Origin of the sequence: Kribbella antiqua, from assembly GCF_004345665.1 — a bacterium.
Lineage (GTDB): Bacteria > Actinomycetota > Actinomycetes > Propionibacteriales > Kribbellaceae > Kribbella > Kribbella antiqua.
Genome location: NZ_SLWR01000018.1, coordinates 95514 through 116161 on the forward strand (window position 1 = coordinate 95514; position 20648 = coordinate 116161).

Sequence of the window (20648 nt, forward strand, 5' to 3'; positions counted from 1 at the left end):
GTCCTGTGACCAGTCCACCGGTGCTGCCGATGATGGCGGCGGCGGGGGAGATGCCGTCGGGCTCGGGCTGGTCGTACGAGATGAAGTGGGACGGCATCCGGATCATCGCCGAGGTCGACGAAGGTGTCTGCCGGCTGTGGTCGCGCAACAGCCGTGACGTCTCCGGCGGCTACCCCGAGCTGGTCGGTCTGGCGGAGGCGCCGGGGCTGCGGCTGCCCGCCGTACTGGATGGTGAAATCGTCACCCTGGATGAGAACGGCGCGCCGTCGTTCGGCTTGCTGCAACGGCGGATGCATGTGCGTGATCCTCGCCAGCTGCGGCACTTGATCCGCGACGTCCCGGTCTCCGTCCGGCTCTTCGACGTACTCCGCTTCGACGGCAAGTGGTTGCTAGAGGCAACGTACGACGACCGCCGCGGCCTGCTCGACTCGCTCGAGATCGGCGACCCGTTCTGGGAAACCCCACCCGCGTACGACGACGGCGACGCGGCGCTGGAGTTGTCCGCATCCACCGGGCTCGAAGGTGTGGTCGCGAAACGGCGCAAGTCCCGCTACCTGGCCGGCCGACGCAGCTCCGACTGGGTGAAGGTCAAGCCGGTGCAGACGCGCGACGTGATCCTGTGCGGCTGGCATCCGGGTGAGGGCAACCGCGCCGGCAAGATCGGCTCCTTCTACTGTGGCGCGTACGACGAACCGGGCGGCGACCTGATCCTGATCGGCAAGGTCGGCTCGGGCCTCGACTTCGCCACCCTCGACCTGTTGAGCGCCGAACTGGCCGGCCTCGAGATCGACCGCCCACCCTTCGATCCCGCCACCATCCCCGGCCCCGACCGCCGCAGAGCCCACTGGCTCGACCCGGTCCTGGTCGCCGAAGTCACCTACTCCGGCTGGGCCGCCGACGCCCGCCTCCGCCACCCCGTCTGGCGAGGCCTCCGCCTAGACATCAACCCAGACTCAGTCCTGGTTTAAGACGGCTCGCACGGCGGCTTCATCCCCTTCGACCTCGACGTGCTCGTCGAGGATGAGCCCGCCCGCTGCCAGCCCGAGAATGATCGAGGCGTCAGCGCGTACAACGGCATCGAGGGCGCGACCATCATGCAGGCTGACTTCAATGCCCGAGCGCGTCGCCCGTACCTGGAGCAGTTGGCCGTCGACCGCGATCCCGATCGTCGATGAGCGGCGTACGTGTGGTCTGCCGGCGAGCAGAGCTCGGAGGGCGACGACGAGCCATTCAGCGCGGAAGCGGTCGCCGCCGGGCCCGCGCATCATGAGTGGCGTAGACCAGCGGATCAGGGCCTCGATGGGCTCCCGCAACTCGGCGCCCCACGGGGTGAGCGCGTACACGATGGCGTTGCTCTCCTCGGCTAACCGTCGCTCGATCACTCCCGCGGTTTCGAGGTCGCGGAGACGGTCGGTGAGCAGGTTCGTGGCCACGCCGGGAAGTCCATCGAGCAGTTCGCGGTAGCGGGCCGGGGCGATCAGGAGCTCGCGGACGATGAGCAGATTCCACCGGTCGCCGACGACATCCAGCGTCCGGGCGAGGCCGCAGTACTGGCCGTAGCTTCGACTCATACGATCACTTTATAATCTCAAGCTCATCTGACAATATCTAGCAAGCCGGCGAGAGGGGTGTAGTTGTGGGAAGGCCTGCGTGGGTTGACGACGAGCTGTTTCCGTTCGAGAGCCGCTTCGTCACCATCGATGGACACACCGTCCACTACGTCGACGAAGGATCGGGGCCGACACTGCTCCTGCTGCACGGCAACCCGACCTGGTCGTTCGTGTATCGCGACGTGATCCGTGCCCTGCGGGACGACTTCCGCTGCGTGGCCCTGGACTACCCCGGTTTCGGGCTGTCGACGCCCCGCCCGGGCTACCGGTATCTACCCGAGGAGCACGCCGACGTCGTCACCGCGTTCGTTGACGCCGTGGGCTTGAGCGGCGTCACCTTGGTCGCCCATGACTGGGGCGGCCCCATCGGTCTGGCCGCGGTCGAGCAGCGGCCTGCTGCCTTCGAGGGCCTGGTACTGACGAACACGTGGGGCTGGCCGATCACCGGCGACGTCCAGCTCGAGGTCGCTTCCTTCGTCATGGGCGGAGTGCTTGGGCGCTTACTGGTCAGGCAGTTCAACCTGTTCGTCAACGCGATGATCCCGGCCGGCCACCGGCTGCGAAAGCCGACCGCCGCCGAAATGGCCCACTACCGAGAGCCTCGCGCCACCCGCGACGCGTCGGCCGTGCTTCCCGGGCGAATCACCGCCAGCCGCGCCTTCCTCGCCGATGTCGAGGCCAGGCTCCCCGACCTCCCGACGCTCATCATCTGGGGCGACGCGGACTTCGCTTTCCGGGCCAAGGAACGACAGCGATGGGAGCGGGCCTTCGCCGACCACCAGACCGTCATCGTCGAAGGCGCCGGCCACTTCGTACAGTCCGACGCTCCCGCCCGCTTCGCCGCGGCGATCCGCGCCTGGCGGTTATCGCGCGGCCGACGGCGTGGAACTCCGGCTCGCGGGAACGTTCGGCGGAAAGCGCCAAAGGAACCGTAGTGGCCTACGACGTGACGCACAGCGGCGCACCCGACACCATGGCCCAGGCTCGAACGGCGTTGCGGGAGGTTGTGCCCAGCCTCGTCTCGCTGGTGCGGGGTATCCCTGACGCCCGCTCCATCTCCGTCGGAGCTTGGACGGTGGGCGATGTGGCGGCTCACCTGTCTCATGTTTTCCGATTCGACAGCGACGCCATCGCCGGAAGAGCGGTTCCGGAAGCCACAGTGACGAGGGCGGGGATGGCCGAGGTCAACGCGAATATGCTGGCCGAGGACGGCGAACGGGATCCAGCCGTGCTCGCGGACCGCATCGGATCACTCGCCAAGAAGTTCGACGACCTCGCGTCGCGTTCGCGAGCAGCAACCGTCGATTGGCTACAGGGTGTCCGCCTGCCGCCGTCGGTGGTGGCGTGTCACCTGCTCGAGGAATGCCTGATGCACGGCCATGACATCGCCAGAGCAACTGGGCGCCCGTGGCCGATAGAACGCGACCATGCTCTGCTCGCGGTCGAGGGCGGCGTGCTTCCGCTGATCGCGGCCCTGCCACCGACTGCCTTCCTGAACCAGGAGAAGGCCGGCCCCTTCCGGGCTCACGTCGAAGTGCGCCTGCGTGGAGGTGGACCCATCTCGCTTGTCTTCGACCGCGGTTCGTTGACGCTCGAGGCGGGGAGCGCACCCGACATCGACGCCTATCTGTCAGCCGACCCCGCTGCACTCATGCTGGTGTTCATCGGCCGGCAAGGAATCTGGAAACCGCTTCTTGGCGGGAAGCTCGCCGCGTGGGGCAGTCGGCCATGGAAGCTCGCCCGCATGCTCACCGTCATAAGCCCCCCGTAGCTCGCACTCCACCACCCACACCCTCACGCCGCCCGGCACCCCCGCGCCTTCCGCACGCCCGGCACCCCGCGCCGTCCGCACGCCCGGCGGCCCCGCGCCTTCCGCGGGCCCGGCACCCCGCGCCGTCCGCGCGCCGGCACCCCGCGCCGTCCGCGCGGTCGGCCGCCCCCTGCTTCGTGCAGCCGGCGAACCTTCGTGCAGCCGTCCCGGCGGCCGGGTCGGTGAATGTGACTCAACGGCATTCGTGTCGCACTGCGACAAATGGTGTTCAGGTGTCGCGGAAATGCTGAAGAATTCGGCAACGACGAGGAGAACTCAGGTACTCGTCACGCAACTCCTGTCACCCGCGGAATCGATTCCACCGATCCCGCGCGTTTTCAGTCAGTCGTTCGCTTCCCGGGAAGGCGCCGGAATCGCCAGTGCCGCCTCGATCTTGTCGGTCAGTTTCTCCGGCGATTGCGTCGGGGCGTACCGGGCGATGACATTGCCGTCGCGGCCGATCAGGAACTTGGTGAAGTTCCATTTGATCCGCCCACCGAGCAACCCTCCGGCCTCACGCTTCAGCCAGTTGTACAGCGGAAGCGCCTTCGACCCGTTCACATCGATCTTGGCGAACATGGGGAACGTGACGTGATAGATCGTCGAGCAGAAGTTCGCGATCTCGTTCTCGTCACCAGGCTCCTGGTGGCCGAACTGGTCGCAGGGAAAGCCAAGCACCGAGAAGCCCTGCCGGCGATACGCCTTGTAGAGCTTCTGTAGTCCGGTGTACTGCGGGGTCTGGCCGCACTGCGACGCCGTGTTCACCACCAGGAGCACCTGGTCGCGGAAATCGGCAAGAGACTGTTCATTGCCTTCGATCCGCCGGGCGCTGAAGTCATAGACAGTCGTCATGACTCAATGCTGACACGACACGCCCGACTTCGCTCGCCGTCTCTGATGTCAGACTCGGCGCAGAACTGTTACGACCTTTCCGAGAATCGTCGCGTCCTTGCCGTCGATCGGTTCGAACGCCTGATTGTGTGGTAGCAGCCAGATCTCGTTCTTGGTCTTCTTGAACGTCTTCACCGTCGCCTCGCCGTCGATCATCGCGGCCACGATGTCACCGTTCTCCGCGTTCGGCTGCTGGCGCACCACGACCCAGTCGCCGTCGCAGATCGCCGCGTCGATCATCGACTCACCCTTGACCCGCAGCATGAACAGTGTGCCCTCGCCGACCATTGCCTTGGGCAACGGGAAGACCTCCTCGATCTCCTGCTCGGCGAGGATCGGCCCACCAGCGGCGATCCGGCCGACCACCGGCACATAGGCCGCGTCCGCGTGCACATCGCCCGCACCGGTCTCGTCGTACGTCGTCTGCCGCACCGATCCCAGCGCCGTACGACGCGCCGCGGCGTCGACTTCGCCCGGATAACGGACCTCGATCGCGCGTGGGCGGTTCGGGTCGCGGCGGAGCAGGCCCTTCTGCTCCAGCACGCGGAGCTGATGCGACACCGAGGAGGAGCTGGTCAGACCGACCCGCTCGCCGATCTCGCGCATCGAGGGTGGGTAGCCGCGGCGGTCCACCGAGTCGCGGATGACATCCAGGACGCGGCGCTGACGTGGCGTCAGGCCGGTCGCGTCGGCCGGGCCGTCGGGCAGCTCGGTCACGGTGTCGTCCGCTGCCTCGTCCTTGCTGGAACCGCTCGGCGTCCTGGCCATCGGTGCTTGCTCCTCTGGTCGGGCCGGCGGTCACGCACCGGCCACACTTGCTCGACGGACACGACGTTAGACCGAATCCTGAGATTCTTCAAACATCTGTTCGAAGGCGTGTCGGTTCGCACGCTTGTTCGTGTGTCGGGTTATAAGCGCGTCCGCGGCCCGGGAATTTCCCGGGCGTGTCGTGGTTGGAAGAGGTTGCGCTCCGGGTGCCGGTCGGTTAATCATTCGTACAGGCGTTCGATCGAACAGGTGTTCGGAGCCGGGCCGAGATCGGCAGGGTTCGGGCCACCGGGCAAAAACTGTCGGAGGCGCCCGGTAGACAGAGATCGACACCGCAGAACGTGGTCTGAACGAGGTCTGGAGGATCCGATGAGCACAGCGGCGACAACCGCGGCGGCGCTGGCAACGGACGGCGCGACAGCCCTGACGCTGGACGCCCCGATCCGGCGCTGGTCGGCCCCACCGCCCGAGACCAAGCCTCGCCGCCGCACGATCCCCGGCGCCACGACCGAGCCCCGCCCGGTTCGGGCTTGCTCCGGCGAAGACCTCGGCCGTCACGTCGAGCCGCCGGCGCTGCGCTTGACCCGGCGCGGACGGATGCTGGTGACCGCCCTCTCGGTGCTCGTCTTCGGCTCGGCCATCGTGGTGCTAGGCCTCCGTATCACCGGCGTACTCCAGCCCGGCCCCGACTTCACCCACACTGTCCCGGTCCAGGTCGCTCCTGGTCAGAGCCTTTGGTCGATCGCGAAGGACACCAACCCCGGCCAGGACCCAGCGATCGTCGTCGAGAAGATCGCCAACCTCAACAACCTCGGCACCCCAGCCGACGTCATCCCAGGTCAAACCCTCCAGATCCCCATCGCCCGCTAACCCCGGCCACACGGCCTCAGTGCACCGGGTTCAGGTGGTGAGGGTCTTGGTGGCGTAGCCCATGTAGGAGACGGTGGTGCGTCTGATCTCGCCGACGTTCATCAGCCGGCTCAGCTGCCCGTAGCTCATCCGGCCTTGGCGCGCTTGCAGGTAGCTGCGCATCAAGGTCGCCTTGCCCGCCCTGGGGCCAAGGCCAGTGATCTCGTGGAGATGCATTCCGTGCCGGCGTAGCGTCGTGGCGAGCTCCGCGGGCTTGATGAACATCGACCAGCAGTGCAACCGCGCATCGGTGATCCGCGTCAGCCGCCACTCTTGCATCACCTTGATAGCGAGCACCTTCGACGCGACCGTCCGGTTGATCGTGTCGAACAGGTAGACGCCGCCGGGTTTGAGCACCCGCGCGGTCTCCGCGATGACGAGGTCGAGATCCGGCACGTGTTCGAGCACGTCACAGCAATACGCAACGTCGAAGCTCTCGTCAGCCAATGGCAGCCGCTCACCGGCGGCAACGGCGTACTCGATCTGAAGGCTGGAGATGTCCGCGTGCCGCCGCGCGGTCCGGATCGACACTGCCGACGGATCGACGCCGACCACCTCACAGCCGAGCCGCGTGAATTCCTCAGCCAGAAACCCGCCGCCGCAGCCGATGTCCACCGCGCGCAACCCGATCGCCTCCTTCCCGAGCCGATCGAGCACCGCCCGGAAGTAGCCGAATCGCCCCGGCGTAAAGCTCCCCTGCAGCACGTTCAGCGGACAGTCCTCATCCCACCAGGACTCCCCAAGCCGCTCGTAAATCCCGTTGTCGATCGCCACCACAGCCGCCCCTCGCCCAACCACCCAGTCAAGCAGCACAATCCCACTCTGCCCATCCGCCGAGCCATTCCACCCCCGCTGGGGGTCCTGGGTTGGTGGTTGTGGAGGTGGTGGGTCAGTGGCTGGTGGTTGCGCGCCACTCGTCTTCGAGGAGGGCGTAGATGTATTCATTGGTCCATTCGCCCTTGAAGAAGACGCAGTGGATCAGGTGGGCTTCGCGGCGCATGCCGAGGCGTTCGAGGAGTTGGGCGGACGGTTTGTTGCGGTCGTCGAGTACGGCGCAGATGCGGTGCAGGCCGAGTTCTTCGAAGCCCAGGCGCAGTACCTCCCGAGCGGCTTGGGCGGCGAGTCCCTTGCCCTGGTAGTCGGTGTGCAGTGCGAACCCGATCTCCCCTTGGCGATCCGTGTCGCTGGCCCACTTGAGCAGCACCTCGCCGATCACCGTGCCGGTCTCGCGGAGCTCGATCGCCAGCACGAGCCATTGACCGGGCTCGGTCAGCGCATCCTGGGTGAGCTTGGCCTCGAGCGCAACACGGGTCTGCTCGCGGTCCCGCACCGGCCAGGGCGTGTAGCGCACCACCTCCGGCCGCGAGTGGAACGCATACAGGTCGTCCAGATCATCCATCCGATGCGGCCGCAGATCGAGTCGCTCGGTACGCAGCGGGTAGGCAGGTCGCAGTCCAGGCACAGGGGATCCTCTACTCTGTCTAATACTGTTAGACAGCAACCTAGCCGCCCGCTTCCCCGCCGACAACGAGGTTTCCGTGCCCACGAGCCCCAGTACGCCGCCGGCCACCCGTCGCGATCGGCAAGCCGCCCGGCGGGATCCGTCGTCGCATGTGGCGGCGGGGATTTCGGTAGGGGTGATTGTTGATGCGGCGCTGGCGGTCATTCGGGAGCGGGGGCTCGACGGGCTGACCATGCGGTTGGTTGCTGAGCGGCTCGACGTTCGGGCTCCGTCGCTCTATCACCATGTGCACAACAAGGGTGAGCTGCTCGAGCTTGTTGCTCGCAACGCGTTCGATCAGTTCGCCGCCGACGCCGCGGCGTACGAGAGCGTCCGTACGGTCGACGACTGGATCGCGGTCACGATCGCCGGCGCCCACAAGCTGAAGGAGTTCTATGCCGAACACCCCGGACTCGCCGGTCTGATCCAGGCGAAGGCGACAGCCGACCGCGACCAGGGCGAGGGATCGCGCGCGGAGCTCGTACGCGCGCAGATCCGCGCCCTCGTGGACCTCGGCGTACCCGAGCCGCAAGCCCGCCGCATCTTCGAGACCAGCGCCCGCTGGACCCTAGCCGCCGTCGTCGCCGAGCCCCCGCCAGGCCCCGACAACGCAGAGCCCGACAGCTCTGACTCCGACAGCTCTGACTCCGACAGCCCTGACTCCGACAGCTCTGACTCCGACAGCTCTGACCCCGACGGCTCCAGCCCCGACCACTTCGCCGAAGGCCTCAACCTCTTCATGCACGGCGTCCACGCCCGCCTACAGGAGCTCGTACTACTTGACGGCCGATAGCCAGAGGTCGGCGTAGCGTTTGCCGTCTACCGCGGTGGCTACTTGTACGACGGCCGGCGACGGACCATGGGGATCGTTGGTGAGGTCGGAGGACCAGTCGCGGGTGTCGACGATGGTGCGGCCGCGTGACCAAGTGCCGGACAGCTCGACCCGGAGGGGGAACGGCTGAGTCGTCAGACCGGCCGGGTCGATCACCGCGCACACCGCGCCGCCGTCGCCGATGCTTGCGCCGTCCGACTGGTACAGCTCGCTGCGCTTCTCGATCAGCCGCCGCGCCAGCTCAGCTGAAGGGGAATCACCCAACGAACGCGCCTGGTCCAGCGTGATCACCACGTCGTAGAACACGTCCAGCCCGTACATCGTCACCGGTACGCCGAGCTCCGCGGCCGCGGCCAGCACGATCGCAGCCGCCTCCGGGTCGGTCCAGATGTTGAACTCCGCCGAGGCAGTCGCGTTCCCGATCCCGGCGGCACCGCCCATGAACACGATCTCGCGTAGCCCTGCAGCCGCGTCCGGGTACGTCCGCAGCAGCAGCGCGATGTTCGTCATCGGCGCCAGCGGGATGAGCGTGACCAACTCGCCCGTAGCGGCCGCATCACGCAGTACGTCGCGGAGGAGTTCAACAGCGTGGCCTGGTCCCGGCGTACGGCTGGAGCGCGGCCAGTCGAGGTTGCCGAGGCCGTCGACGCCGTGGACGTGCGGAGCCGCCCGCACCGGCTGCAGCAGCGGCAGGGCGGCGCCACGAGCCACTGGGACGTCAGTGCGTCCGGCAGCTTCCAGCACGGTCAGCGTGTTCACCACGACGTCGTCGAGGCCGACGTTGCCGCCTACACACGTCACTGCCTTCAGGTCGAGCTCTGGGTGGCGGGCGGCGAGCAGTAGCGCACAGGCGTCGTCCAGCCCGGTGTCGACATCGAGAATCACCGGCTTCATGCCGCCCATCCTCACGCATGCGGGCACGCGCCAACCAGGCGGCCTCAAGTCTTGACTTCCACAGGTCCAGACGATTGTTTATCGATACAACGAAAGGCCTACATGACCCAGAACGCCTCTGCCAGCCACGCGCAGCACCTCCCGTACACACCCTCCGACCCAGCTGCCACCCCGATCCGCGCCGCGCGCGTGACCGTCGACGCCGGCCAGGATCTCGGCGTCCTCGACCGCCCCTGGGCGAGCTTGGGGTACGACGAGATCAACTGGACCTACACACCTCAGGGCCGTCGCACATTGCAGACAATCGGCGGATTCGCCGAGACGCCGTACCACGTCCGGCCGCACAACATCTTCACCAGCGGCACCGGCCTCGGCCTCCCACACTGGGGGAGCGGCAACGTCTACCACGAGGACGCCGACGGCAAGCCGTACTACGACTTCACCATCGCCGACCTCACGTACGATGCGATCGTCGGCGCCGGCCACCATCCGCTGGTCGAACTCGCCTTCACCCCATTGGCGCTGGTACCGGAGGAGGCGAAGGCCGAGTTCCCGTTCGAGGGCAGTCCAAGCCAGTACAGCGCGTACGAGGCTGGCTGGTGGTCATACCCGCCGAAGGACTACGCAAAGTGGGCCGGCCTGGTCGCCGCCCTGGTCGAACACTGCCTCGAGCGGTACGGCGCCAACGAGGTCCAGCACTGGCTTTGGGAACTGTGGAACGAGCCCGACATCTCGTACTGGCGCGGCACACCGGAGCAGTTCCACGACCTGTACGACGTAACGGTCAAGGCGATCCGGGACATCGACCCCACGGCCAAGGTCGGTGGTCCAGCGGTCACCGGCGGCGGTGCGGACTTCCTCCGCGGCTTCCTCCAAGCCTGCGCCGACCGCGACCTGCCGGTGGACTTCGTCTCGTTCCACACCAAGGGCTCGCACTTCACTCCGTGGCGAACCTACGGCCCGATCGGCGCACCAGCGCCGGAGAAGCAGTCGCCCTCGACCCCGAAGATGCTCCGCGAGATCGACCGCGCGCTGCGTGTCATCGAGGAGTTCCCGCAGTACGTCGACGCACCGGTGATCGTCGACGAATGCGACGCCTCGGTCCCCGCGCACTGGGGGATCTACGACAACGCGAACTTTGCCTACCGCAACAACGAGTACTACCCGGTGTTCCAGGCCAAGCTGATGAAAAAGGTGCTCGATCTCAACGAGCAGCACACCGCAAAGGTGCATGAGGCAACTACCTGGAGCTTCTCGATGGAGGGCGAGCGCTACTTCGAGGGAACGCGGAGCTTCGTCACCGCGTCGGGTATCGAAAAGCCGTTGATGAACGCCTATCGAGCCTTCGCACGACTCGGAGACCGCCGGCTCGCCGCGACCTCGGACCAATCCGTGGGCATCACGGATGCTCTAGGCAACGGACTGCCGGAGGAGGTCGACGTGATCGCCAGCCGCAGCACGACGGACGGCAGCGTCACGATCCTGTTCTGGCGCCACACCGACGATCAGTACGCCGAGGACGCCGCGCAGACCGAGGTGGAGCTCCAAGTCAACGGCCTCGACCACGGCGACTGGACCATGCAGCATTTTCGGATCGACCACAATCACAGCAACAGTCACACGGTGTGGCAGGACCTCGGTGCGCCGCAGGATCCGACGCCCGAACAGCTCGCCACGATCACTGCCCGGCAAGGCCTCGAGCGATTCACCGATGACACTCAGCAAGAGGTCGACGGCGATCTCACGCTGCGGATCGACCTGCCGTTGCCCTCCCTCAGCCTCGTCGTCCTGACTAGGGTGGTTCAAACGGACCGGTGAGAGGAGCTCCATGACATTGGATCCCGGAGTGTGGGGCGTACTGGCGACGCCGCTCACGGCGGACGGCTCGGCCGTCGACACCGAGTCGCTCGCACGGCAGGTCAGGCACTACGAGCACATCGGCGCGACCGGGCTGACAGTGCTTGGCGTCTTCGGAGAAGCGGCTCGCCTGACACCGACGGAGCGACGCACTGTCGTGGAGACAGTGGTTGCCTCCTCGACCGATCTGCCACTGGTGATCGGCCTGAGTGCGTTCGAGCTCGACGAAGTCTGCGCGGAGGCAACGAACATCCTGCCAGCCGTGGGATCCAGGCTTGCCGGACTTATGGTTCAAGTGAACTCCAGCGATCCCGATGCCCTGAGCAAGTACCTGAACGAGGTTGCCGACCGCACCGATCGACCCCTTGTCGTCCAGGACTATCCAGTGATCAGCGGTATCCCGATCACCACCGCTGACCTGATCGCCGCCGTCCGCAACGTCCCCGCTGCCGTGGCCGTGAAGTCCGAGTCGTCCCCAAGCCCGCCGGCTGTCGCGGAGCTCGCGGCCGGACTCGACATACCGATCTTCGGTGGGCTCGGCGGCACCTGCCTGCTCGATGAACTGGCCGTCGGCGCCGCCGGTGCAATGACCGGCTTCTCCGTCCCCGAAGGCCTGCTCGCCTGCGTGGCAGCTTACAAAGGCGGCGGGTTCGAGAAGGCTCGCGAGGTCTGGCGCGACTACCTCCCGCTGGTGAATTTCGAGTTCCAGGCCGTTATCGCCCTCGGCCTGCGCAAACGCAGCCTGGTCCTCCGCGGCCTGATCTCGTACGACGCCGTCCGCGCGCCCGGCGCCGTACCGCCGGAAAGCATGCTGCGACTCCTGGCCGAGCACCTCCGCCGGACGCCTGGAGCCCTGTGAGCGGTATCTATCGCGGCCTGGTCAGCTACGGTGACCCTGAGTTCTCGCGCTTTCTGCGGCGGGCGTTCCTGCATGCGAGCGGCCGGTCGCCGGAGTCGCTGGATCGGCCGGTGATCGGTATCGCCACCTCCAGCAGCGATTTCAACCCTTGCCATCGACAACAACCGGAGCTGGTGAAGTCCGTTGCCCGCGGCATCATCGCGGCCGGCGGGCTGCCGATGGAGTTCCCGACCATCTCGCTGGGGGAGAGCTTCCTCGAACCGACCGCGATGGTCTACCGCAACCTGATGGCGATGGACGTCGAGGAGCTCGTCCGGGCCCAGCCGATGGACGGCGTCGTACTGGTGGGTGGGTGTGACAAGACCGTTCCGGCCCAGCTGATGGGTGCTTTCTCCGCCGGCCGTCCGGCGATCCAGCTAGTCACCGGCCCGATGTCGACAGGTCGTTACGAAGGCGAACGGCTGGGTGCGTGCACCGACTGCCGCCGCTTCTGGGCGCGCTACCGAGCCGGCGAGATCGGCGAGGACGAGATCGGCCGGATCGAGCGCAACCTCGCGACCACCGCTGGCACCTGCGCGGTGATGGGGACAGCCAGCACGATGGCCTGCCTCGTCGAGGCGCTCGGCATGGCGCTGCCCGACAGTGCGACCGCACCCGCCGTACATGCTGACCGGTTGCGGATCGGCGAGGCAACAGGTGCCGCGGCGGTCGAGATCGCGGTCGCCGATCGTACGCCGGACCAGGTCGTGACAGCTGCGTCGATCCGCAACGCACTGCGGGTGCTGCTGGCCATCGGCGGGTCTACAAACGCCCTGATTCACCTGACCGCGATGGCCGGCCGGCTTGGGCTCACCGTCGATCCGGACGAGCTCAACGAGCTGAGCGACACGACACCTGTGCTGGTGGAGCTCAAGCCGACCGGGTCGCACTACATGGAGGATCTGCATGCGTCTGGCGGCCTCCCCGCCGTGCTGCATGATCTACGGGACCTCCTCGACCTATCTGCCCTCACGGTGACCGGGGAGACGCTGGGGGAGCGGCTGGGTGACGGGCCCGCGTGGGTCGACCGTGACGTCGTACGGCCGCTGAGTGAGCCCAGCCGGGACAAAGGCGGGCTGGTGTGGCTCAAAGGCTCGCTGGCGCCGGCAGGTGCACTGATCAAGCGGTCCGCGGCTGACCCGGCGCTGTTCGAGACCACTGGGCGGGCTGTCGTGTTCAGCTCGCTGGAGGACCTGGCGGCGCGGATTGACGACCCTGCGCTGGAGGTGGAGGCGTCCGACGTACTCGTGCTGCAGAACGCCGGACCGCTGGGTGCGGGGATGCCGGAGGCCGGATACCTGCCGATCCCGGCCAAGCTGGCCCGGGCCGGGGTGCGGGACATGGTCCGGATCTCCGATGCGCGGATGAGCGGTACGGCGTACGGGACGATCGTGCTGCATGTCACTCCGGAAGCGGCGCTCGGCGGGCCGCTCGCCCTCGTCCGCACCGGCGACCTCATCCGCCTCTCGGTCGCGACGGCCCGCCTCGATCTGCTGGTCTCTCCGAAGGAGCTCGCGACACGCCGGGTCGAGCTGCCGGCCGCGAGTAACGAACCTCTCACCGGCTACCGACGGTTGTTCCGCGACCACGTTCTGGGTGCGGACCAGGGCTGCGATTTCGGCTTCTGCCGACCGCCCTCCTGACCTGTCGGCGGGCCATAGTCTGCGCCTCCCGGAGGCCGTTTCGGTGGCGCCACGCGGGACTACACGAGGACGCGTGAGCGTTGGAACCAGTGAGACGCGCGCGAGATCCGGCCGTTCTTGCAAACTGTCGGAGCAGCGATCTAGGATCCCTAGATGTAGTGGTTACACGGGTGTAATTTTCCACAGGTAGTGGTCAGTTGCACACAACTTCTACACAGGTTGTCCCCAGGCTGGTCCACATGCTGCCCCCTCGGCAGCCCACGGGAGGAGTGATTCGTCGTGCACTGTCCGTATTGCCGGCACGTCGATTCCCGCGTGGTGGACAGCCGGGTGGCCGAGGACGGCGGAGCGATCCGCCGCCGGCGGCAGTGCCCGGTCTGCGAGAAGCGGTTCACGACCGTGGAGCAGATGCAGCTGACGGTGGTGAAGCGCTCCGGCGCGACCGAGCCGTTCAGCCGGGAGAAGGTCATCAACGGGGTCGGCAAGGCCTGCAAGGGCCGGCCGGTGAACGCGGACCAGCTCGCCCGCCTCGGCCAGCAGGTCGAGGACGCGCTCAAGGGGAGCGGCTCGCCGGAGGTGCCCGCGCACGAGGTCGGACTGGCGATCCTCGGGCCGCTGCGGGAGCTCGACGAGGTCGCCTACCTGCGGTTCGCGAGCGTGTACCGGCAGTTCGAGTCCGCCGACGACTTCGAGACGGAGATCGCGCTGCTGCGGGCGGAGAAGGAGCCGGAAGGCACCGAGCCGCGCCCGCTGAAGCCGACCCAGCAGACGTAAATCGGGGAACAGCAACACCAGGCGTTACCAACGGGGCGGTCCCGACAGACCGCGGCAGTACCAGACACAGGGCGAGGAGCAACCATGACAGAGACGGTGACCGGCCACTCGGGGTCGACCAAGAGGTCGGCGGCCGGGTTCCGCGGGCGGAAGAACGCGCCCACGGGACTCACCATCGAGCGCATCTTCACGACCGAGGGAGTACATCCGTACGACGAGGTGACGTGGGAGCGCCGCGACGTCGTCCAGCAGAACTGGAAGACCGGTGAGACCGTCTTCGAGCAGCGCGGGGTCGAGTTCCCCGACTACTGGAGCGTGAACGCGTCCACCATCGTCACCACTAAGTACTTCCGTGGCGCGGTCGGGCACGACAACCGCGAGTGGAGCCTGCGGCAGCTGCTCGACCGGGTGGTCAAGACCTACCGCAAGGCGGGCGAGGAGCATGGCTACTTCGCCACCCCGGCCGACGCCGAGGTGTTCGAGCACGAGCTCACCTGGATGCTCCTGCACCAGTACTTCAGCTTCAACTCGCCGGTCTGGTTCAACGTCGGGACGTCCTCGCCGCAGCAGGTGTCGGCCTGCTTCATCCTCGCCGTCGACGACTCGATGGACTCGATCCTGAACTGGTATAAGGAGGAGGGCCTGATCTTCAAGGGCGGCTCCGGCGCCGGGCTGAACCTGTCCCGGATCCGGTCGTCCAAGGAGCTGCTGCAGTCCTCCGGCGGGACGGCGTCCGGCCCGGTCTCCTTCATGCGCGGCGCGGACGCGAGCGCCGGCACGATCAAGTCCGGCGGTGCCACCCGGCGGGCAGCCAAGATGGTTGTGCTCGACGTCGACCACCCCGACATCGAGGAGTTCGTCGAGACGAAGATGCGCGAGGAGGAGAAGATCCGCGTGCTGCGCGACGCGGGCTTCGACATGGACCTCGGCGGCCGCGACATCACCTCCGTGCAGTACCAGAACGCCAACAACTCGGTCCGGGTCACCGACGAGTTCATGCGTGCGGTCGAGGAGAAGGGCGAGTTCGGGCTGCGGGCGCGGCTGGACAACTCGGTCATCGAGACCGTCGACGCGCGCGAGCTGTTCGACAAGATCTCCCAGGCGGCGTGGGCCTGCGCCGACCCGGGTCTGCAGTACGACGACACCATCAACGACTGGCACACCACGCCGGAGACGGGCCGGATCACCGCATCCAACCCGTGCTCGGAGTACATGCACCTGGACAACTCGTCCTGCAACCTGGCCTCGCTGAACCTGATGAAGTTCCTCCGCGACGACGACATGTTCGACTCGGAGAAGTTCGTCAAGGCGGTCGAGCTGATCATCACCGCGATGGACATCTCGATCTGCTTCGCCGACTTCCCGACCGAGGCGATCGGCGAGACCACCCGCGCGTACCGGCAGCTCGGCATCGGCTACGCGAACCTGGGCGCCCTGCTGATGGCGACCGGCCACGCGTACGACTCCGACGGTGGTCGCGCACTGGCGGGCGCTATCACCTCGCTGATGACCGGTACGTCGTACCGGCGCTCGGCCGAGCTGGCCGGAGTGGTCGGCCCGTACGACGGGTTCGAGCGCAACAAGGACGCCCACACCCGGGTGATGCGCAAGCACGCGGCGGCCAACGACGCGATCCGGACCCTGCACGAGATCGACAAGGACGTCCAGAAGCACGCCACCGCGGCGTGGGACGGCGTGCTGAAGATCGGTGCGAAGAACGGCTGGCGGAACGCGCAGGCCTCGGTGCTGGCGCCGACCGGCACCATCGGCTTCATGATGGACTGCGACACCACCGGCATCGAGCCGGACTTCTCGCTCGTCAAGTTCAAGAAGCTGGTCGGCGGCGGCTCGATGCAGATCGTCAACCAGACGGTGCCGCGGGCGCTGCGTCAGTACAGCTACACCGAGGAGACGATCGAGGCGATCGTCGAGTACATCGCCGAGCACGGTCACGTGGTGGACGCGCCGGGCCTGAAGCCGGAGCACTACGAGATCTTCGACACCGCGATGGGCGAGCGGGCGATCAAGCCGATGGGCCACGTCCGGATGATGGCGGCCTGCCAGCCCTTCTTGAGTGGTGCCATCTCGAAGACCTGCAACGTCCCCGAGACCGCAACAGTCGAGGAGATCCAAGACATTTACTTCCAGGGCTGGAAGCTGGGACTCAAGGCTCTCGCGATCTACCGGGACAACTGCAAGGTTGGTCAGCCGCTGAGCGACGCCAAGGCAAAGAAGGCCGTCGACCCCGCCGTCGCCGAGAAGATCGTCGAGAAGGTGATCGAGTACCGGCCGACCCGCAAGCGCCTGCCGAAGTCGCGGCCGTCGCGGACCACGTCGTTCAGCGTGGGCGGCGCCGAGGGCTACATGACCGCCGGCTCGTACCCGGACGACGGTCTCGGTGAGGTCTTCCTGAAGATGGGCAAGCAGGGCTCGACCCTGGCCGGGGTGATGGACGCCTTCTCGATCGCGATCTCGATCGCCCTGCAGCACGGCGTACCGCTGGAGACCTACGTACAGAAGTTCACCAACCTGAAGTTCGAGCCGGCCGGTCTGACCGACGACCCGGACGTCCGGATGGCGCAGTCGATCATGGACTACATCTTCCGCCGGCTGGCCCTGGACTACCTGCCGTTCGACGAGCGGGCCGCCCTGGGCATCTACTCCGCGGAGGAGCGGTCCCGGCAGCTCGACACCGGCTCCTACGAGCCGGCCCCGGCCGAGATCTCCGAGGCCGAGTCGCTGAAGTCCGTCGAGCCGGAGCCTGTCGCCGAAGCAGCTGCCGCCAAGCCGGTGAAGGGTGAGGCGCACACGACGGCGGAGATGTTCGAGCTCATCACCGGTACGTCGGTCGACGCGCCACTCTGCTTCACCTGCGGCACCAAGATGCGCCCGAGCGGCTCCTGCTACGTCTGCGAAGGCTGCGGCAGCACCTCCGGCTGCAGCTGATCAGTAGCTGATCGCGCCACGGCCCCCGGGAACTTCCCACTTTCCCCGGGGGCCGCAGCGCGTCTACCGTCGAGCTGTGGAGGAGATCGACGGTCTCCTCAGGGCCGGGGAGAAGGCGCTCGGCGACGGGGACTGGGTGGCGGCACGCGCCGCGTTCGGCTCTGCTGGGGTCAAGGAGACCGCCGAGGGCCTCTCCGGTCTGGGCGACGCGCAGTGGTGGCTCGGCGACGTCCGGGCCGCGTTTTCCTCCTGGGAACGTGCCTACGCTCTGTTGAGACGCTCCAACCCCGCTCAGGCCGTCTTCACAGCGCTCGGCCTGAGCCTCCTGTACGACGCCAACTTCGGCGACCGCGCAGCCGCACAGGGCTGGGCCGCACGCGCAGTCCGGGTGGCTTCGGAAGTCGGTGACCCTCTGGTCTCCGCCTGGGCTTCGCTGGCCCGGGCTGGTGCCGCAGACGACCCCAGTGACGTTGCCGCCTGGTGTGAGGCGGCGTACGACGTTGCCGTCGAAGCAGGCGACACGGACCTCGAGCTGTGTGCGCTGAGCCTGTGGGGCTCGGCCCTGGTCAATCTGGGGCAGGCCATCGAGGGCACTGCCTTGCTGGACGAGGCGCTGGCTGGTGCGCTCGGTGGTGAGGGCGCTCGGCCCGACACCGTCGTCTTCACCAGTTGTGTGCTGATGCGTTCCTGTGTGCGCGGCGCCGACTTCCCGCGGGTAGTGCAGTGGACGCGGTCGCTGGACGACTTCATCGAGCGCTACGGCTGTCCGTACCTCCACGCGACGTGCAGAGCGTCGTACGGCGCAGTGCTGGTCTCTATCGGCGACTGGCTCCGGGCGGAGAACGAGCTGACCGCTGCAGCGGAGCTGGCCCGTGATGCGCTGCCGGCTGTCCAGGCAGAGGCGGCGGCCTTCCTTGCAGAGCTCCGACTCGGGCAGGGCCGGGTTGCTGAGGCCAGGCGACTTCTGACCGGCTTTGAGGACCGCACCGTCGTACGGCCGGTCCTGGCCGCTGCCTACCTCGCCGCCGGGGAGGTGGCGATGGCTGTCTCGCTGGTACGACGTCAGCTCGGCGACTCACCTCCTGCGCTGGAGGAGGCGCGGCTGATCGAGCTACTCGGTGAGGCGTCGCTTGCGGCTGGGGACTCAGCTTCAGAACAGGCGGACCGCCTTACTGCGCTCTGTACGACGACAGACAGCGGACTGATCTCCGCACGCGCCGCACGGCTGTGTGGACGGGTTCTTCTGGCACAGGGGAAGCGTGACGAGGCTGTAGCTCGTCTGTCGGCAGCGCTGAACTGGTTCGGCCTGCTGGAGATGCCGCTCGAGGTTGCGCGCACTCGGATGCTGCTGGCGTCGGCGCTGGACCCTGAGTCGGCTGTCGCTGAGGCTCGGATCGCTTTGACGGTCTTCAAGGACCTGGGTGCGTCACGTGATGCCGATGCGGCTGCTGCCTGGTTGCGGGCAGTTGGTGCCAGAGCGGCCCGCGTGGGGCCTCGCGGGCTGCAGTTGCTGACCCAGCGGGAGCGGGACGTGCTCGCCGTACTGGCTGAGGGTCTGCCCAATCCGGAGATCGCCGCCCGGCTGTACATCAGTCGCCGTACGGTCGAACACCACGTCGCCAGCATCCTGTCCAAGCTCGGCGTACGGAACCGCACGGAGGCTGCCGCCTACCTCACCAGGGTCGGCGAATAGGCGAGTTCACCGATGCTCCGGGCGACCTCCCGGAGTGATGCTGATCGCCATGACCGAGACATTGCTGGACACGACGCGGATAGAAGCCTTCGGGCAGCAGATGGGTGATGTCCTCAACCACGCGACCCTTGCGTTGCTGATGAGCATCGGCCACCAGGTCGGCCTGTTCGACACACTCGCCGAACTGCCACCGGCCAGCAGCCACGAGATCGCCGGAGCCACCGGCCTGCAGGAACGGTACGTGCGTGAGTGGCTGGGCGGTCTGACCGTCGGCCGGGTGGTCGAGTACGACGCTCGTGAGCGCACCTACTGGTTGCCGCGGGAGCACGCCGCGTTCCTGACCCGGGCGGCGGGACCGGACAACCTCGCTGGGGCCACGCAGTTCATCTCGCTGCTCGCCGGTGTCGAGTCCTCGGTGGTGGAGTCCTTCCGGCACGGCGGCGGGGTTCCCTACTCGGAGTACACCGAGTTCCATCGCCTGATGGCCGAGGACAGCGGCGCGGTCTTCGATGCTGCGCTCATCGACGCCATCCTTCCGCTCGTGCCCGGGCTGCCGTCGCGTCTCTCGGCAGGCATTGATGTGGCCGACATCGGTTGCGGTAGCGGGCATGCGATCAACCTGATCGCCGCCACGTACCCGCGCAGCCGGTGTGTGGGGTACGACTTCTCCGCGGAAGGCATCGCCGCTGCCCGCGCCGAGGCCGCTTCGTTGGGGAACGCGGAGTTCTTCGTCAGGGATGCCGCCGAGTTGGAGGAGTACGAGCGGTTCGATCTCGTCACGGCCTTCGACGCTATCCACGACCAGGCGCATCCAGCCCAGGTCCTGGCCGGAATCGCGGCGTCGCTGCGGCCGGGTGGCGTCTTCCTGATGGTCGACATCCAGGCGTCGAGCAACCTCGAGGACAACCTGGACAATCCCTTCGCGACCTTCCTGTACGGCGTCTCGACCATGCACTGCATGACGGTCTCCCTGTCACTCGGCGGGGACGGGCTCGGAACGGTCTGGGGCGAGCAGAAGGCCCGGCAGATGCTGGCGGATGCCGGGTTCTCGTCGGTGGAGGTCACGCACGTTGAAGCAGACGCCTTCAACGCCTATTACATTGCTCGGAAGTAGGCAGCTGGAAGCGCTCCCAGCGGACGTATGATCGGCCCCCGACCTACTCCCTGGGAGCCGCCCCATGCTCAGACGTCTCGCCGCTGCGCTCGGCGCCGGTGTACTGGCCGCGTCACTGCTGACCGTCGCCCCGGCGTACGCCAATTCGGCCGAGAACTGCTACCACCATCCGTCCAAAGAACTCGCCAACTCGCGGCTCAGTGCGGCTGTCTACTGCACCGACGGCGAATGGCTCGGCGTCCACGACGACCAGGCCGACGGCTACAGCGCCCGGGCCGCGATCCAGTTCTGGCAGAACAACGTCGGCTTCTGGTACGACGCCCACGAGTGCTTCGACGACACCACCGTCGCCGACTACCAGGGCTGGTCGTTCTGCAACTTCTCCGTCCCCGACGGGACGTTGGTCCGCATTCGGCTGTGGTCCTCGCGCAACGGTGTCGAGTCGTACTCCGTCGTCACCGGGTCCTTCACCACCTGAGGAATGCCGTTCGGCGCAAGGGACGCGGCG

At 67.2% G+C, this 20648-nt stretch carries 19 protein-coding genes; 13 read left to right on the forward strand and 6 right to left on the reverse strand.

Going from position 1 to position 20648, the window contains the following annotated elements; genetic code table 11:
* Positions 1–5: 5 nt before the first annotated feature.
* Complete coding sequence (ligD, locus tag EV646_RS36780; RefSeq protein ID WP_422386737.1) at positions 6–968, forward strand: non-homologous end-joining DNA ligase; 963 nt, start codon at positions 6–8, stop codon at positions 966–968.
* Here ligD and EV646_RS36785 read toward each other — a convergent pair.
* On the reverse strand, positions 954–1571 hold the full coding sequence (locus tag EV646_RS36785) for a winged helix-turn-helix transcriptional regulator (protein WP_132157095.1): 618 nt from the start codon (positions 1569–1571) through the stop codon (positions 954–956). The genes ligD and EV646_RS36785 overlap by 15 nt on opposite strands.
* A 65-nt stretch (positions 1572–1636) precedes the next feature.
* Here EV646_RS36785 and EV646_RS36790 point away from each other — a divergent pair, with 65 nt between their 5' ends.
* Together EV646_RS36790 and EV646_RS36795 are read left to right on the forward strand one after the other, a co-directional pair.
* A complete protein-coding gene (locus EV646_RS36790) occupies positions 1637–2545 on the forward strand; it encodes an alpha/beta fold hydrolase (protein WP_132157097.1) in 909 nt (302 codons plus the stop codon).
* A 239-nt stretch (positions 2546–2784) separates the two neighbouring features.
* Positions 2785–3381: a hypothetical protein gene (locus tag EV646_RS36795; protein WP_132157099.1), complete on the forward strand. Its 597-nt coding sequence runs from the start codon at positions 2785–2787 to the stop codon at positions 3379–3381.
* Positions 3382–3762: 381 nt separating this feature from the next.
* Here the strand turns inward: EV646_RS36795 and EV646_RS36800 are convergent, their stop codons facing one another.
* Positions 3763–4272: a glutathione peroxidase gene (locus tag EV646_RS36800; protein WP_132157101.1), complete on the reverse strand. Its 510-nt coding sequence runs from the start codon at positions 4270–4272 to the stop codon at positions 3763–3765.
* A gap of 48 nt (positions 4273–4320) precedes the next feature.
* Positions 4321–5079 (reverse strand): transcriptional repressor LexA, encoded by a 759-nt coding sequence (gene lexA / locus EV646_RS36805; protein ID WP_132157103.1) that lies wholly within the window; start codon positions 5077–5079, stop codon positions 4321–4323.
* Positions 5080–5448: 369 nt separating this feature from the next.
* Here lexA and EV646_RS36810 point away from each other — a divergent pair, with 369 nt between their 5' ends.
* Positions 5449–5949: a LysM peptidoglycan-binding domain-containing protein gene (locus EV646_RS36810; RefSeq protein WP_132157105.1), complete on the forward strand. Its 501-nt coding sequence runs from the start codon at positions 5449–5451 to the stop codon at positions 5947–5949.
* 30 nt (positions 5950–5979) lie between these two features.
* Here EV646_RS36810 and ubiG read toward each other — a convergent pair whose 3' ends face one another.
* Both ubiG and EV646_RS36820 read right to left on the reverse strand, forming a co-directional pair.
* Entirely contained in the window at positions 5980–6801 is an 822-nt protein-coding gene (gene ubiG, locus EV646_RS36815) for a bifunctional 2-polyprenyl-6-hydroxyphenol methylase/3-demethylubiquinol 3-O-methyltransferase UbiG (protein WP_199237430.1), read from the reverse strand.
* A 76-nt stretch (positions 6802–6877) separates the two neighbouring features.
* On the reverse strand, positions 6878–7450 hold the full coding sequence (locus EV646_RS36820) for a GNAT family N-acetyltransferase (RefSeq protein WP_199237443.1): 573 nt from the start codon (positions 7448–7450) through the stop codon (positions 6878–6880).
* 76 nt (positions 7451–7526) lie between these two features.
* Between EV646_RS36820 and EV646_RS36825 the strand changes: the two genes are divergently transcribed.
* Positions 7527–8282 (forward strand): TetR/AcrR family transcriptional regulator, encoded by a 756-nt coding sequence (locus EV646_RS36825; RefSeq protein ID WP_199237432.1) that lies wholly within the window; start codon positions 7527–7529, stop codon positions 8280–8282.
* Here the strand turns inward: EV646_RS36825 and EV646_RS36830 are convergent.
* Entirely contained in the window at positions 8265–9215 is a 951-nt protein-coding gene (locus tag EV646_RS36830) for a nucleoside hydrolase (RefSeq protein WP_199237434.1), read from the reverse strand. The genes EV646_RS36825 and EV646_RS36830 overlap by 18 nt on opposite strands.
* Before the next feature lie 102 nt (positions 9216–9317).
* On the opposite strand from EV646_RS36830, the gene EV646_RS36835 reads away from it, so the two are divergent.
* The 8 genes from EV646_RS36835 (at position 9318) to EV646_RS36870 (ending at position 20618) form a co-directional block, all read left to right on the forward strand.
* The gene (locus EV646_RS36835) at positions 9318–11033 is read left to right on the forward strand and encodes a GH39 family glycosyl hydrolase (RefSeq protein WP_132157115.1); all 1716 of its coding nucleotides are present in this window, start codon (positions 9318–9320) and stop codon (positions 11031–11033) included.
* A 10-nt stretch (positions 11034–11043) separates the two neighbouring features.
* A complete protein-coding gene (locus EV646_RS36840) occupies positions 11044–11931 on the forward strand; it encodes a dihydrodipicolinate synthase family protein (RefSeq protein ID WP_132157117.1) in 888 nt (295 codons plus the stop codon).
* Entirely contained in the window at positions 11928–13613 is a 1686-nt protein-coding gene (locus EV646_RS36845; RefSeq protein WP_132157119.1) for a dihydroxy-acid dehydratase, read from the forward strand. Before EV646_RS36840 ends, EV646_RS36845 begins: the two co-directional genes overlap by 4 nt.
* A gap of 279 nt (positions 13614–13892) precedes the next feature.
* A complete protein-coding gene (gene nrdR / locus EV646_RS36850; protein ID WP_132157121.1) occupies positions 13893–14387 on the forward strand; it encodes a transcriptional regulator NrdR in 495 nt (164 codons plus the stop codon).
* Positions 14388–14471: 84 nt separating this feature from the next.
* Entirely contained in the window at positions 14472–17333 is a 2862-nt protein-coding gene (locus EV646_RS36855; RefSeq protein WP_132157123.1) for a vitamin B12-dependent ribonucleotide reductase, read from the forward strand.
* Between the two features lie 76 nt (positions 17334–17409).
* Positions 17410–19026 (forward strand): response regulator transcription factor, encoded by a 1617-nt coding sequence (locus EV646_RS40475; RefSeq protein ID WP_132157125.1) that lies wholly within the window; start codon positions 17410–17412, stop codon positions 19024–19026.
* 49 nt (positions 19027–19075) lie between these two features.
* Positions 19076–20140: a class I SAM-dependent methyltransferase gene (locus EV646_RS36865; protein WP_132157127.1), complete on the forward strand. Its 1065-nt coding sequence runs from the start codon at positions 19076–19078 to the stop codon at positions 20138–20140.
* 64 nt (positions 20141–20204) lie between these two features.
* A complete protein-coding gene (locus EV646_RS36870; RefSeq protein ID WP_132157129.1) occupies positions 20205–20618 on the forward strand; it encodes a hypothetical protein in 414 nt (137 codons plus the stop codon).
* Positions 20619–20648 lie beyond the last annotated feature (30 nt).